Genomic DNA, 15,627 nt, shown 5'->3' on the forward strand with positions numbered 1-15,627 from the left:
GATAACTTTATACTTAACGTTTAGTCGTCTACATGCAAATTTGCAACTTTAGTGTGAGCATTTATCTACTTATAGATAATAACCACATTAGGTGACTCCTACTCTATATAAAAGGTAAGCATAAACAGGTCACGGATGTTTTTTTAAGCTATTATTTAGCCAGAAGTAATTTAAAGGCGGCGCAATGACTCAAGCAACACCAAACACACCAATGAATCAGATCGATGTACTTTGTATTGATGATGACGAAATAGTACTACGTACGTTAACACGACTACTTGAAGTAAATGGCTTAACGGTTATTGTTTGCGATAATCCGCAAAACGCACTAACACTTTTTAAAAATCATGAATTTGGTTTAATTATTAGCGACATGCGGATGCCAGTAATGAACGGTGCCGAGTTTTTAGAAAAAGCGCGTGCGCTGGCACCCGACACTCAACGCATTTTATTAACCGGTTACGCCGATATACAAACAACCCTAGCGGCTGTTAACCAAGGGCAAATAAATGGTTATATTCAAAAACCATGGCAAAATGACTTATTACTTCGAAGCATTAAAGATAGCCTAGAAAAATTTGCGCTAAAAAAGCAAAACAAAAAATTAGAAACACAAGTTAAGGCGCAAAACCAAGAACTACTTGAGCTAAACAACACGTTAGAGCAACGAGTAGAAAAACGTACCTTACAAATTAAACAAGTTTTAAAAAAGCTTGAAGACGCCAACGAGCGGGAAAAACAAGAGCACAAATCGACCGTTGAGCTGCTATATAATTTTGTTAATGCAAATCCTTACCTTGATGGCAACAAAGCACAAAATATTGCAAATACCTGTACACAAATAGCGCTTTACTTAAACCTGTCGCAAAAAAGCATCGATCTTGCCCCAATGGCGGGTTATTTAGCACAAATAGGTTTGCTTGCTATGGACCCTGAACTTTATAAAAAACCGCTAAATCGGTTAAATGAGCAACAACGCAAAACCTTTTATACTCATCCAAGTACTGCACAATTAATGCTAATGCCAGCAATACATTTACACGACTTATCGGATGCTATTTATTACCAGTTTGAACGTTTTAACGGAAATGGAATGCCCAAAGGCCTTGCTGGAAACGATATACCGATAGGGGCTATGGTATTAGGGTTAGCGCGCGATTACTGGGACGCGTTTGAGCAGAGCAATGCAAGCGATGAAAAGCAGCGCCATGAGGATGCACTCGAAAGTGTAAAACTTTATAGTGGTTCGTTTTACCACCCTAAAATAGTTCGTGCGCTTGAAGCAAGCCATGCAAAACTACACGAACAAAAAAGTTCAGCAGGATCAGTACTAATTTGTAATGCTCATGAACTCAAAGAGCAAATGATACTCGGCCATGCTCTGCACAGCCATTCGGGTATAATGTTGTTGCCTAAAGGTCATGTATTTAGCCGCAAATCAATAGAAAAACTGCAGCAACTAGAATCTAAAAAACCAGCCCCATTTAGAATTATGGTTAAAACTGCTAAATGATTGATCTAAACGGCAGTTTTTTTCGTTACAATGTGCATAAAATATATTATTGAATTTGCTTGAAGGAGCACTCTGTGTCGCGATTTTCTGCGGTTACTGACAACCCCCATGATGGGCGTTTTAACCAAAAAACGGGAATACTGCTTACTAACCTAGGTAGCCCTGATGCACCAACAGCTGCTGCGCTTCGTATATACTTACGTGAGTTTTTATCAGATCCACGCATTGTAGAAATACCACGCCTAGTATGGATGATAATTTTACATGGCATTATTTTGCGTGTGCGCCCTAAGCGTTCGGCTAAATTATACGAAAGTATATGGACCGAAAATGGCTCACCGCTTACTCACATCACTCGCCAACAAAGCGTAAAGCTAAATACCTTATTAAAAGAGCAAGGCTATACCAATACCGAAGTAGTAATGGCTATGCGCTATGGCAATCCTTCAATAGAGGCAGGCCTTGAGGAGCTTCGTGATAAAGGCTTAACGCGTATTATTATATTGCCAATGTACCCGCAATATTCTAGCCCAACCACGGGTTCAACGTTCGATGCTGTATCGAGCGTACTGCGTAAATGGCGCTGGGTGCCAGAGCTGCACTTTATTAATGGCTATCATAAAAACACCCGTTATATTGAGTCACTTGCTAATAGTATTAGTGAGGATTTAGAAGCGAATGGTATGCCACAAAAAATTGTTTTTTCGTATCACGGTATGCCTAAACTATTTTTAGAGCGAGGCGATCCGTACCATTGCCTATGTTTACAAACCACGCGTTTAGTTGTCGAAAAACTAGGCCTTGATAAAGACAAAGTAATTAGTACTTTTCAAAGTCGATTTGGTAAAGCCGAGTGGTTAAAGCCTTACACCGACGCAACGCTTGAAGCCCTGCCTGATGAGGGTATTACCGATGTAGCCATTATCAGTCCTGCTTTTAGCGCCGACTGCCTAGAAACACTTGAAGAGCTGGAAGGCGAAAACCGAGAAATATTCGAAAACGCAGGCGGCAAAAAATACCGTTACATAGCGGCACTAAACGACAGAGACGACCACATAGAAGCTGTGTTTGATGTTATAAAACCGATGTTGTAAATCTGATTATAAAAGCACATAGCTATAAATAGTTCGCATTAAGCGGTGTTAAAATTAACACCGCTTTTTTGTTTTAAGGGCTTTTAAAATATTTAGTTAATTAATTCACAAAGAGGTTAAGAGGCGCTGCGCTTTTAGAGTAGTGATAAAACATAAAAATACTGTTTTTGGCTTTCTCATTTACTCCTCTTTTACTTCTCATTGTGCAAATAAAAGCTTTTAAATGGCTAATTAATTTACAAAGAGCTTAAGAGGCGCTGCGCTTTTTAAAGTAGTGATAAAACATAAAATACTGGTTTTTGTTTTCGGCTTTCTCATTCACTCCTCTTTTACTTCTCATTGTGCAAATAAAAGCTTTTAAAGACCTAATTAATTCACAAAGAGCTTAAGAGGCACTGCGCTTTTAGAGTAAGTGATACATATTGGCCGATCTGGTTTTTCTCGGTTATTACTGATTACCTTATCTTTGTGGAAGAAATTACTTATACTTTTAATAATAATTAAAATAAATAAAAACGCATTGTGGAGGGGGAGAATACCTAAGCAACAGCAATTAAACGCTATCGCTTAAAGTATAAATCAATCGCTTTAGTGAGGAGCTCGTCGAGCTGTTCTTCAAATTCTTCTATATCAATATCAAAATGCTTTAAGTACGCATGAGCCTGAGCAAGTGATAAATTACGGCTGTTAACGCTATATTGTCGCTCGTCTATGGCTTTATCGTAACGAGGTAAAAATACAAATTGGCCATAAAATGGTGACTTAATATGTTTATTTGCAAAACGACAAAAATCTTCAACATGCTCAGCACCCTTAGGGCCAAGGCAACCGGGCTCGATGCGATACATTAAGCGAATTTTTTTATCGTCATTTATTTGCATATAAAGCCTTTATCTAAAAAACAGTACGCGTACTATTTTTCCATCTTTAATTTGGTAACTCGAAATAAGTTCTGAGCGTTTATCAACTACCTTTTCGTCAGTTGAGCAGGTTTCTGATAGTTCGTGATCAATCACTATATCGCCGTGCACTATGCGCTTAATTGGTGATGAGTGAATACACTTTAACTTTTTAAACATTAGCCCATAACGTTCTATTAGTTTTTCTTTACCTTTAAATAATAGCTCATTAGGGAAAATATAAAACTCAACATCTTCGGCATATACACGAAGAAACTCTTCAATGTTACGCGCGTTATACGCTTTAACTAACTGCTCTACTACCGCAAGTGATTCGCGCGATTGCTTAGCTTTAGTTTGTTGCTTAACTGTCAGCGCTTCTTTTGCTTGCGTAACTGCTTTTTCAGCTTCGGCTACAGCCACTGCTTTTTCTATTTTATTTTTCGGCTTTTCAGTAGGTTTAATCTGCTCGTTACCCAATACCTTTGAATCGTCTGGTTTAGTCGCATCAATTGTTGGCTTTTTAAGCTCAGGTGCTTTGTATTCAAGCGTATTTACTTTGTCGTCAGCTTTGACTTGAGTTACTGATTGCTCATCTTCAACTTTTGTTTTTTCAGCGTTTGCTTGAGCTTCAACTTGCTGCTCTTTTTGCTCAGGCTCGCTTTGTTCTGCGGCGTAAGTAATAAGCGCAACGGTGGTAATTAACGAGGCAAAAATAATAGATAACGGTTTCATAACTTTCCTAAAATGAACACTAAACACGTGTAATACCAATTACATTAAATAAGTGATCTATTATAGCGTCAAGAAAATAGCACAATAACAAGGCGAAAATTGTGACATATAGTTGTTCTATATGAATAACTTTTAACGCAGTTAGTGAGTTATTTAATGCGATAGAATGATCATATTTTTGATAATATTGGTATAAGGGTGCAACATAGCAAATTTTAACGTTATCGGATAGTTAATACCACCACTGTAGCCTACCAGTACTGCTCTACAGTAATGTTACCGGGTGCTTTGCGGCGGTTACGCGTAAAGTTTTTATCGAGAAGTAGCGCGGTGGTGTCTTTTACCATTTGTGGATTTCCGCAAATCATAAATTGCGCGTTACTAGGCTCAGGATTTAATTTTACATGTTCAAACAAGCCGTTGCTCTCAATAGCGTTAGTAATCCGGCCACTTAAGCCTTGTAATGGCTCTTCTCTACTTACAACAGGAATGTAGTTGAGTTGTTCTGGGTACACTCTTAATAACTCGTTAATAAGTGCCTGATAGCTTAAGTCGTTATTAAAACGTACACCATGCACTAAGTTTATGCTTTTGTATTTTTTCCATACATCGGGCTGTTGTAATATCGATAAAAAAGGGCCTATGGCAGTGCCAGTACCTAACATCCAAAGCTGATCGCTTTGTGGTATTTCATCAAGGGTAAAAAAGCCGGTTGCGTGTTGTTCTATAAGTACGGTTTCGCCAGGTTGTAATGTAGCTAAACGAGGAGAAAGCAAACCGTCAATAACGTTAATAAGGTAAAATTCAAGATCGGGGTTTTCAGGGGCATTCACATATGAATAAGCCCGAGCAATACGCTTGTCGCCATCCATTATAGAAAGCTTTGTAAATTGCCCTGCTTTAAACGGCTCTACATTAGCATTAACGGTTAAGCTAAAGAGCGTTTCGCTCCACCATGTTACGCTTTTTACTGTTGCTTCAACCCAATTAGACATAGTTACCTCTTGGTTTAGCCATTAAAGTTTTAAATAACTCACTCCATAAACATTAGCATTAAGTGACAAAGACTTACAGGAGAATATGACTAGATTTAAAGCTGTGATGTATGCAGAATTTACCAATAAAATAATGTGAATAATTAGCTCTGAGATAGGAGCCATTAATTGCATAAGGAAAAGCGAAGCAGCAGTAACTAAGAAAAATAAAGTCAAAAAAACAGTGCTTTTTTATTTTATCACTCACTTTAAAAGCGCTGCGTCTTATATCACCATTAGTGAATTATTTACTTGAAAAACTATTGCACTAGGAGAAGCCAAAGAGGAGTAAATGAGAAGAACCAAGCCAGAAACGAGTATTTTATCACTGACTCTAAAAGCGCTGCGTCTTATATCATCATTAGTGAATTATTTACTTGAAAAACTATTGCACTAGGAGAAGCCAAAGAGGAGTAAATGAGAAGAACCAAGCCAGAAAACGAGTATTTTATCACTGACTCTAAAAGCGTAGCGTCTCTTAACCTCTTAGTGAATTATTTATTTAAGCCTTTATTAATTAATTTTATAGTTAAACTCAAATTCCACACATAAAAAAACGGCGCTAAATTTAGCACCGTTTTTATAAGCAATTAGAAAAAGTTTACGCTTTTTTCTCTTCACAACTTGCTAGGTATTCGTCAAACGTACCTTGGAAGTCGATTACTTTTTTATCTTTAATATCAATGATACGCGTAGCTAATGACGATACAAACTCACGGTCATGGCTTACAAAAATAAGCGTACCTTCAAAGTCTTTTAATGCATTGTTAAGCGCTTCAATGGCTTCCATATCCATGTGGTTAGTTGGTTCGTCCATTACAAGCACGTTAACGTCTTGCATCATTAACTTACCAAATAACAGGCGGTTTTTTTCACCACCAGAACAGTTACGTGCTTTCTTGTTTGAATCGTCTGCTGTAAACAACAAACGGCCTAACATGCCACGAACCATTAAATCGTTGTGCTTAGCTGTACGCCATTGCGACATCCAATCAAACAACGTTAAATCGTTTTCAAAATCTTTAGTGCTGTCTTGCGGGCAATAACCAAAGGTCGCATTTTCAGACCATTTAATTTCGCCTTCATTACTTTTAAGCTCATCTACTAAACAGCGTAAAAATGTAGTTTTACCCACACCATTTTCGCCAATTACAGCAAGCTTAGCGCCAGCTTCTAATAGTAAATCACCACCAGTAAATAACATTTCGCCATCAAAACCATGGCCAAGCTTATTAACTTCAAGCGCCTGACGATACATTTTTTTACCTTCGTCAAACGAAAGCGATGGGCTCATACGGCTTGAAGATTTAACTTCATCAAGCTTAATTTTATCCATTTTTTTAGCGCGCGAACTTGCTTGTTTAGCTTTAGATGCGTTAGCACCAAAACGGTTAACAAAGTCTTGTAGCTCGTCAATCTCAGCGCTCTTTTTAGCATTTTCAGCTAAAAGTTGCTCGCGTTGTAGGCCCGCAGCATCTAAAAACTTCTCGTAGTTACCAGGGTAAATACGCAGCTCGCCGTAATCAATGTCGGCCATGTGTGTACATACCGAGTTTAAAAAGTGACGGTCATGCGAAATAATAATCATCGTACATTTACGTTTGTTAAGCTCGTTAGCAAGCCACGTAATTGTATGAATATCCAAGTTATTGGTAGGCTCATCCAGTAGCAAAATGTCAGGATTTGCAAATAACGCTTGTGCTAAAAGCACACGTAGTTTCCAACCTGGAGCAACGTTTGCCATTAACCCGTAATGAAATTCTTTATCGATACCCGCTTCAAGCAAAATTTCTTCAGCGCGGCTTTCTGCCGTGTAACCGTCCATTTCAGCAAATACGCTTTCAAGATCGGCTACTTTCATGCCGTCGTCTTCGCTCATTTCTGGTAACGAGTAAATACGTTCGCGCTCTTGCTTTACTTTCCAAAGCTCCACGTCGCCCATAATTACCGCGTCTACAACGCTGTATTGCTCAAAAGCAAACTGGTCTTGGCTTAGGTTACCTAATTTCAACCCTGGAGTAATAGATACATTACCCGCACTTGGAACAAGCGCACCGCTTAAAATTTTCATGAAAGTCGACTTGCCGCAGCCGTTAGCGCCAATTAAACCGTAACGGTTACCGTTACCAAATTTAGCTGAAATGTTTTCAAACAACGGCTCTGCGCCAAACTGCATCGTAATATTTGCGGTGGAGATCAAAAAGGGTAATCCTAGATTAGTACTGACAGGAGTACGCTGCAGCAATACGCCACAAACAAGAACCAGACAATAGGGTAAATTAGCTGGCGAATTATACAGATCAGCCACAACGAATGAAAGATAAAAGGCAGCTAATTTATAACCAAGCGAAAATAACGGCAATTCTCGTTTTTAAGCCACTATTTTTAGCGTGAGCGGTGGTACTTACTTACAGCGGGGAATGTAAGTAAGTACCACCGCCAGCAATATTAAATAAGTGTTGCAGTCAAAGAGCTAAGTTATTGCCCATGCTTTAATGCACAGGTTGATAAATTAACTTTATAGCGGCTGCATTTTTAGTAATTAATTGATTAACGGTCGCCACGTCATCAAGTGTTAGCGACTCCTTACTCAGCATAAAGTGCACATTGTTGACGTTAATCGGCGTAATAGACTTTACCTGCGTAATTGAGGGGTGTTTTTTTACAAAGTACTGCGCAACCACAGAGTCTTCAATAACATAGTCGATTCGTTTTTTATCTAGCATGCTAAATCGATTATTTGCTTGAGCAGTAAGCACTACCTGTGTTGAATACTTAGTTTTTAGTTGTTCAAGCTCGTTACCAAAAAAGCTTCCTCGGTTAATACCTGCTGTAAACTCCTTACTAAAAAGATCAGCCAAGCTGGTTACATCAGCTGAGTCTTTATGCTTATAAAGGTGCATAACTTCTTCGCGGTAGGGCAAACTAAAATGCGCATATTGAGCGCGTTGTTTTGTATAACTTGCCGCATAGGTTATATCTACCCGGCCATTTTTAAGCTCAGCTTGAACACGCGAAAAACTCGGAAAATAAGTCCATTTAATACAAAATTTTGAATCTTTAAAAATAGCGCTTACAGCATCTACTTCAGTACCTAAAAATGTATCACCTTGCTTAACAAGGTAAGGCGGCCAATTAGTTTCGTTAGTGCCCATCACTAATGTTTTTGAACACGCAAGGGCATTAAAGTGAGTAAATAGCAGTGTAGTAAATGTTAAAAATAAAGTTTTCATTACACTCCTAGTATTTAAACAGCGCTTTAAGTGCTGTTTTGTTTTTGTTTATATGCTCATTAATTACTGCAAGCTCAGTAACCGATACCGTTTTTTTGCTAAACATTAAATAAATATCGTCTTTATTTACATACTCAATGTTGGTTACTAATTTTATATTTGAGCCTTTTTGGCCAAAATAAGCCCCCACCAACTCGTCTTCAATAGCAAAATCAATACGTTGCTTATTAAGCATTTCAAAGCGCTTACTAGTTGCACTGGTGTATTCAATCTGCTTTTTATATTTAGTTTTATATTGCTCAAACTCCTCGCCGTAGTAGCTTCCAAAGTTAGCGCCAACACTAAAGCCTTGTTTAAAAATATCTTCGAGGCTTTTAACACTATGCTGATTATTTTTGTTTTCGTATAAGCGCATAACCTCAGTTCGGTAGTTATCGCTAAAGTGCACATATTTAGCGCGTTTATCGGTATAACTTGCAGCCCATCCTAAATCAACACGGCCGTATTTAAGCTCAATAAAAGCCCGCTTAGAATTTGGTAGTAACTTAACCTCAAAACAAAAAGGGGAGTCAGCAAATATAATGTTAAGTGCATCAACCTCCGAGCCTTGCAGCTTGCCGTTAATGCCCATTACATAAGGCGGCCAAAAAGCATCGTGCGATGCCACGCTAAAGGTTCTTTCACAAGCAAATACATTAAATGGAGCCGTAAACAGCAAACATAAAAATACGGTAATTAATTTATTCATTACGCCTCATAGTTATTATTTTGCTCATTATTACAACAGTATAAACCAGCTTTTGTATTTTAGCGGCACGGGTTTGTTTAAATTTGTAAATATTTCGTTAAAAATTAATTTAAGGATAAAACAACCAAACTAGCGTTGTTGGTAACCTTATCTATGGGTACACTAATAATAAATTTATACATAGCAGGGCACGTTATGTCGTCAACTAAAATTCGCAACAATGTTATAAAACTCAGTGAATTAAGCACTAAACAACCAAACTACTATCTTATACAAGGTTATTTAATGGGGTTAGGTGTGTTACCACACATGCTCACCCCGAGTGAATGGCAGCCTGATTTATTTGGAGATATTAACCTTCAAAAAGAGAGCGAGCTAAAATACCTCGAAAGCTTAATGGCGTTGTATAACCAAAGCATGGATAAAGTAATTCAAAACGAATTAAAAATGCCAGCAAAATGCAGCCTATCCAAGCAAGACTACCGGGATTCACTAAAGCCCAACATGCCCCTACCAAGTTACTGTAAAGGGGTTTTACAGGCGCTTAAAAATATAAATAAACGTATGCTTAATGCACTACAAAAACAGGCTGTTGATAGCCTAAGTGGCGTTTTAAAAGCTTTTACTAGCGAAAAAGCAGCGGCAAAAGTATTTGGTGAATTTGCCCAATACAACGCCCAAGAATATAAACGTAATTATGTGTATTTTATGGCCGACGCTATTTTTGAACTTCGATTTAGTAACGACCTAACTTTAAGTGATGAAGATGAGGCACAATTTAACAACAGCTTTTTAGACGAAGAACCAAATGAATTAGATGAGCTTGATGAACTACTTGAACTGGTTCTTGCCGACACAGAACTAAAAGCACTTGAGCCAATGCTGATGCTTTTAGAAATGATGGAAGGGCACATAACAAAGCAATTTATTAAAGACAACACAGGGCACTTTTGGGGCTTGCACGAAACCCGCCCTTATATGATGCTTCGCGCGCATCGAGCAAAAATACATGCGCTGCATGGTTATACCCAAAAAGCACAGTCAGAGCTCGAAGAGTTATTAACGCTAAACCCAAACGACAATCAAGGTAATCGCTTTTTATTAATGAATTGCCTAATAATTAATAAAGAATGGGACAAGTTAGACGCTCTATTGGTTAAGTCCGACAGTGAAGAGCTACACGCAACAGCAAGCCGTGCGCTAAGTGCTTTTGTAAAACATGGCGATTCAAAACCAGCTAATGATTACAAAAAAATGCTCCAGCAGCAAAGTAAACACTTTGCCAAAATACTCACAGGGCAAGAAAAACTAAAAGAACAGCCGCCATATTACAGCCCAGGCAGTAAAGAAGAGGTAGGTGTTTATCTTGATTCGTTAGGTAAACAAGCGTGGATTTCGGTTCCAGCCAGTCTTTTTTGGCTAAGAAAAAAATAACAAAAAACGTTTAGCGTGATTTATGTCGCGCTCAGTGCTCAACATAAGCACTTAATAATAACAGCGTATTAATTTAAAAATTTCTACTTATTAAGCCTATATTTAATGCGCCTGTTCCTGTAGATTAAACAAATAATGAATGCAGTATTAACAGTGCCTTAGCTGTTAAACGATTAGCCAAGGAGCGGTGAGTCTCGTGTCAAATACCACACTTACTTATTACAACCAAAATGCCAAAGCCTTTAGCGACTCAACACTTAACGTTGATATGTCGGCACTTTATGCTGAGTTTTTACCGCACGTTGCACAACACGGGCATATTTTAGATGCCGGTTGTGGCAGTGCGCGCGATGCCGCATTTTTCAAAGCGCAGGGTTTTACTGTAAGTGCGTTTGATGCAAGCCCAGAGCTGGCAGAGTTGGCAAGCAGTTACTTACAACAACCTGTAGCGGTTAAAACATTCCAAGAGCTAGATTGTGTAAATCAATACGACGGGATTTGGTGCTGCGCTAGTTTATTACACGTTCCAAAAGTTGAGTTACCGCAGGTGTTTTTAAACCTACAACGTGCGCTTAAACCGAATGGCGTTTTGTATGTATCGTTTAAATATGGCGATACAGAGCGTGTGCATAATGGTCGTGAATTTACCGATTTAAACGAAACTGCTTTAACACATTTTCTTAGCCATACGCAGCTAAAAGCCATTAAACAATGGCAAAGTGTTGATCAGCGCCCAGAGCGCGAAAGTGAAGTGTGGCTAAATGCGCTTATTAAAGTAGTGCACGTTTTATGATTGGAGCAATGCAGCAACAGCTCGACTTTATTGCTTATATTCAGCGCTTATTAGTTGAAGGTGATTTTAGTGCTACTTATAAGTTTGCACTTTTACATGCACTGGCTGATATTAGTATCGAAAAACATCACGCCGATCCGCAAGCACAGTTACAAATAAAGTTTGATGAATTAGTCGACAAATTTATTACTTTATATTGGCACCAAGCATCGCCATTTGGTGCAATTGGTAATAATAGAGAGCAACTACTTTTACAAAATACCAACTCTAATAAACAAGCCAAGATTATAACTACGCTTCATGATGCAAAATTAAATAATATTAATTCTATTAGCCAGCTAAAAAAGAGCCAAGATTGGAATAATATACGCAGTTCAACATTAAAAACCATTAAAGACGGCCCGCTGTGGCTATTACAAAAATTAAATGGCAAAGAAGAGTGTTTCTTGTATCCCCATATTAAAGGCCAATCATACATTACCTTAAATGAAGGTATTGCAGGCTGCTTTAGGCGTTTTTACGACCTAGTTGTTTATTTAGCAAAAAATGCATGGCTGCAAAAAATTCAAAGTATTAAGCATAACCAAGCCTTAATTGGCCCACAAAGCCAACTACATGACTTTTTATTTGGCTTCGATCGCAATGCACTGAGTAAAGCAAAGCCTGTGTTAATAGAGCTGCAGCATGGCAATTGTTTTTATTGCCAAAAACCATTGAACAGTAAAACCGAGGTTGATCACTTTATACCGTTTGCCCGCTACGCAAATGATTTAGGTCATAACTTTGTGGCAGCACATAGCACTTGTAACAACAGTAAAAGTGACTTTTTAGCCGCGCAACTTCACCGCGAACGCTGGCAAGAACAAAATTTAGTGGTTAATAGCCAGCATTTAACAAATGAACTTAGTGATTACTTCAATTGCGATTCAGATAAGTCACTTTCGGTTAGCGATTGGGCGTATCAGGTTGCACAGGCAAATAGTGCAAAGTTATGGGTAAAGAAAGGTTATTTTGAAGAGGCGGCTGGTTTTAAATATCAACAACCAATTACAGAACTTGATTTAGTAGCGGAAGAAAAGCCAAGGTATGACGTGTAGTCGTAGCGTAGTCGCGATTTTACATCGCGCTTAACTTGTAGATACCATCTCTCATTTTAAGCTTCAAGGTCGTATTTAACTTTCTTGGAGCTTAAACGCTTCTTGGTTTTTTATTACACCAAAACATATATGAATTAGCTTTCGCATATTTGCACACACAACTTGCATCGGTGTTTTACCATTATTTATTAACGTTAACTTGTGTCGTTTTATTGTTTTATTCCATTGCCCAGCGACAATGGCCGCCATATAAAGTTTACATCGAATTCTGGCTGGCCCAAGTTTACTGATTGATGTTCGCCCTTTTAATTTACCCGATTCATTGTGCCGTGGGATTAATCCACAATAAGCCGCCGCTTCTTTGGCTTTATTAAATTTTTTAGCGGCAAATAAATACGTCAGCTCTCTCGATAATACGGGCCCAATGCCAGGGATAGACTCAAGTAGTTTCCTGTTTCTTTTTAAATCAGGTTCATTATCTATGTGGTTATCAATGTCAGATTTAAGCTGTTTAATTTCATCGTCTAAAAACGCGATAGTCACTTTTATTGATTGGCAAACACGCGCAGAAACGTTGCTGAATTCACTTGCTTCTAATCGGTTAGCTTCTCGTTGTCGGTTACTCTCAAGCGCATCTAAACGACGGATAAGGGCTTTAAGCTCTCTAACTTCTAATGCATCAGGTTGCCAATAACTAACGACTGTGTGCTTAGCACAGCCGTAATGGGCAAGCATCGTTGCATCAGATTTGTCTGTTTTATGAATTATGTTTAAAGCGTCTGCATACTTTTTAGCTTTACCGGGATTCGCTAAAATAATATTAAAGCCTTGCTCGTGTAAAAAATACATCAGTGCTTCATGATAAACACCCGTTGGTTCGAGGGTGATAACGAGCTCATTAGCAGCGCTTTTAGTTGTATTTAAAAGCCATTTTTCTATTGCTAAAAAGTCTTGATGCTTGTTTTTAAAGACTTTTGTTTTAATCTTGTTTGTAAGCTGGTCTCTCAACCACGATAAATCAATCTTCTCTTTACTAATATCAATGCCGATAAACATCATCTCTACTTACTCCCCTTGTACATACAGCATCTACTTAAATAAAAGTGTGCTTGGATACCATTCAGTTTCTGAGAATAGAAAGTCAGGGCTTTATCTACGGAGCAGTATTAAATACTAGGCGCTGAGGCAAGCTCACTGACTTCGATGTGATAAATGATAGCTAATCATTTATCAATGAGAGATACAAGGCGCTGAGCTTGCTCGCGCGAAAAGCGAAGCTTTTAAATTTCGGTGTAATTAATGTGTAGGTGCGATTTTATATCGCGCTCATAAATTGGTGTTTTGATGTGGATTTAAAGGATTAAAAACCTCTATTCGAGGTTATATCGCGTTGGCGATGGCAACCAAAGGGCGGCTGCCGCCGACCGCCCTTTGGAATCCCACGGCGCACCCGAGGATCATACTGTATCTTCAACTTACGTTAATGATGTGAACGTAACCAGCGTAGATAGGCCATCCATGGCCAAGCTACGCTTTTTACAGCATCCATGCTGTAAATTACTCATCATTAACTAAGTTTCAGGTGTGATCACGGGGAATTGGAGTGTGTTGGTAGTTGGATGTTTAATTTTTTTGTAGATTGCAAAAAGTTTATAGATCTAATGTAAATGTATTAATATTTATCTCATTTGGACTGTCTTTTACCCAAAGGTTCATGCTAAATTTATTTTAGGGACAAGATTTTACTGATTGTTTTAAAGCCATGGATTGGTTCATATAAACCTCCGATCCTTATATATTTAAGTGAAAGTCACTAAATCATATTTTTAAAACTTTATTTTTATTGGTTTATTAATGGTGTGCTTATGGATATAAAGTTAATTGACTGTGCTGTTAAGATTGCAGCATGTGTTTGTGGTAAAGATGGTGTTATCTCTCATACTGAAGAACTCGCTATCTATGAGTATGTGAACACTAGATTCTCAGAATATTCACAAGAAAGGTTTAACGATACATTGGATGAATTTTTTGATGAGAACCATCAAATTGAAATGTATTTAAACAATATAACGGATATAAATTTAAAAAAATTTATAATTAACTTATGTGAATTTAGTGCGGGTTCTGATGGTCTCGATATTAAAGAAAATATTGCACTAGACAAAGTTAAAATCGTTTTAAGTGAGGGACTATGAGCTACTTTGCTGATGCCTCACCAGATCCTAGGTCACATATTAAAACACTTATGCGTATTGGTTACACAATGCCTTCTGCAATATCAGATATTATTGATAACTCCCTCACAGCTAATGCGTCCAATATAAGTATTTACTCATTACCAAGCCTTGCTGAACCTAATATATCCATTCTAGATGATGGAGTCGGGATGTCTCCACAAGAATTAATTCATAATATGAAAATAGGCTGTAAAGATCCTAGTGATGAAAGACTGAGAGGGGACTTAGGGCGATTTGGTTCTGGTATGAAAACAGCTAGTTTTTCACAAGCTAGAAGGCTAACTGTATTTTCTAAGCGTCAAGGTTATCCTATGTGTGCGGCTGTTTGGGATATTGACCAAATAGAGAAAGAAAATACTTGGTGTTTAGAAATTTTGGATGAAAATGAAATTTTGCAACATCCTCTATTATTGCTTAATAAAGAAATGATTCAGGGAACTCAGATTGTCTGGGAAAAATTAGCATGTCTAAATAAAACAAGTCATTCATTGGATACAGATACTGTTTTAGCTGCAGCATTAAGTGAATTAGATTCTTATATTTCTTTGCATTTTCACAAGTTTATGGAAGGCAAAGAAAAGCGTAACTTCTTTATAAATAATAAAGGGTTACATCCAATAGATCCATTTATGACAAAATCTCCAGGATATCAAGAAGGGCGCTCAGAAAAGCTAAGGTGCAAAGGTGGATTGTAGTGGTCAATAAAATTTGGCCACAGTTTTAGAATCTTGATATCTAACCTCAGATTCATTTGGCGCTAAACCGGCATTATAATGATGCGGCCTAACGTTGTTGTAATATCCGTTGATA

14 protein-coding genes are annotated in these 15,627 nt (G+C 37.9%); 7 read left to right on the forward strand and 7 right to left on the reverse strand.

The window, feature by feature from the left end; all coding sequences use genetic code 11:
• The first annotated feature begins 184 nt into the window (after positions 1-184).
• Together I6F48_RS05980 and hemH are read left to right on the forward strand one after the other, a co-directional pair.
• Entirely contained in the window at positions 185-1,513 is a 1,329-nt protein-coding gene (locus I6F48_RS05980; RefSeq protein ID WP_197119041.1) for an HD domain-containing phosphohydrolase, read from the forward strand.
• A 74-nt stretch (positions 1,514-1,587) separates the two neighbouring features.
• Positions 1,588-2,607, forward strand: a complete 1,020-nt coding sequence (gene hemH, locus I6F48_RS05985; protein WP_007583511.1) for a ferrochelatase — start codon at positions 1,588-1,590, stop codon at positions 2,605-2,607.
• A 560-nt stretch (positions 2,608-3,167) separates the two neighbouring features.
• Here the strand turns inward: hemH and I6F48_RS05990 are convergent.
• The 6 genes from I6F48_RS05990 to I6F48_RS06015 form a co-directional block, all read right to left on the reverse strand.
• Complete coding sequence (locus I6F48_RS05990) at positions 3,168-3,488, reverse strand: hypothetical protein (protein WP_197119042.1); 321 nt, start codon at positions 3,486-3,488, stop codon at positions 3,168-3,170.
• 9 nt (positions 3,489-3,497) lie between these two features.
• Positions 3,498-4,241: a nuclear transport factor 2 family protein gene (locus I6F48_RS05995; RefSeq protein WP_197119043.1), complete on the reverse strand. Its 744-nt coding sequence runs from the start codon at positions 4,239-4,241 to the stop codon at positions 3,498-3,500.
• Positions 4,242-4,492: 251 nt separating this feature from the next.
• On the reverse strand, positions 4,493-5,236 hold the full coding sequence (locus I6F48_RS06000; RefSeq protein WP_101164395.1) for a ferredoxin--NADP reductase: 744 nt from the start codon (positions 5,234-5,236) through the stop codon (positions 4,493-4,495).
• Between the two features lie 640 nt (positions 5,237-5,876).
• Positions 5,877-7,475, reverse strand: a complete 1,599-nt coding sequence (locus I6F48_RS06005; protein ID WP_197119044.1) for an ABC-F family ATPase — start codon at positions 7,473-7,475, stop codon at positions 5,877-5,879.
• A gap of 292 nt (positions 7,476-7,767) precedes the next feature.
• Complete coding sequence (locus I6F48_RS06010; RefSeq protein ID WP_197119045.1) at positions 7,768-8,508, reverse strand: substrate-binding periplasmic protein; 741 nt, start codon at positions 8,506-8,508, stop codon at positions 7,768-7,770.
• Positions 8,509-8,515: 7 nt separating this feature from the next.
• A complete protein-coding gene (locus tag I6F48_RS06015) occupies positions 8,516-9,256 on the reverse strand; it encodes a substrate-binding periplasmic protein (protein WP_197119046.1) in 741 nt (246 codons plus the stop codon).
• A 195-nt stretch (positions 9,257-9,451) separates the two neighbouring features.
• Here I6F48_RS06015 and I6F48_RS06020 point away from each other — a divergent pair, with 195 nt between their 5' ends.
• From I6F48_RS06020 to I6F48_RS06030, 3 genes are all read left to right on the forward strand, one after another.
• Entirely contained in the window at positions 9,452-10,690 is a 1,239-nt protein-coding gene (locus tag I6F48_RS06020; RefSeq protein WP_197119047.1) for a UPF0149 family protein, read from the forward strand.
• 196 nt (positions 10,691-10,886) lie between these two features.
• Positions 10,887-11,483, forward strand: coding sequence for a class I SAM-dependent methyltransferase (locus I6F48_RS06025; protein ID WP_197119048.1), 597 nt, complete (start codon positions 10,887-10,889; stop codon positions 11,481-11,483).
• Entirely contained in the window at positions 11,480-12,580 is a 1,101-nt protein-coding gene (locus tag I6F48_RS06030) for an HNH endonuclease (RefSeq protein ID WP_197119049.1), read from the forward strand. Before I6F48_RS06025 ends, I6F48_RS06030 begins: the two co-directional genes overlap by 4 nt.
• A 75-nt stretch (positions 12,581-12,655) precedes the next feature.
• On the opposite strand, the gene I6F48_RS06035 is transcribed toward I6F48_RS06030, so the two are convergent.
• Positions 12,656-13,639 carry an IS110 family transposase gene (locus tag I6F48_RS06035; RefSeq protein WP_197119050.1) on the reverse strand — a complete coding sequence of 328 codons (984 nt, stop codon included), beginning with the start codon at positions 13,637-13,639 and terminating at the stop codon, positions 12,656-12,658.
• 806 nt (positions 13,640-14,445) lie between these two features.
• Here I6F48_RS06035 and I6F48_RS06040 point away from each other — a divergent pair.
• The gene (locus I6F48_RS06040) at positions 14,446-14,775 is read left to right on the forward strand and encodes a hypothetical protein (RefSeq protein ID WP_197119051.1); all 330 of its coding nucleotides are present in this window, start codon (positions 14,446-14,448) and stop codon (positions 14,773-14,775) included.
• Positions 14,772-15,512, forward strand: coding sequence for an ATP-binding protein (locus I6F48_RS06045; RefSeq protein ID WP_197119052.1), 741 nt, complete (start codon positions 14,772-14,774; stop codon positions 15,510-15,512). The genes I6F48_RS06040 and I6F48_RS06045 overlap by 4 nt, the downstream gene beginning before the upstream one ends.
• Positions 15,513-15,627: the final 115 nt, after the last annotated feature.

This window comes from Pseudoalteromonas sp. SWYJ118 (assembly GCF_015864505.1).
Taxonomy (GTDB): domain Bacteria; phylum Pseudomonadota; class Gammaproteobacteria; order Enterobacterales; family Alteromonadaceae; genus Pseudoalteromonas; species Pseudoalteromonas arctica.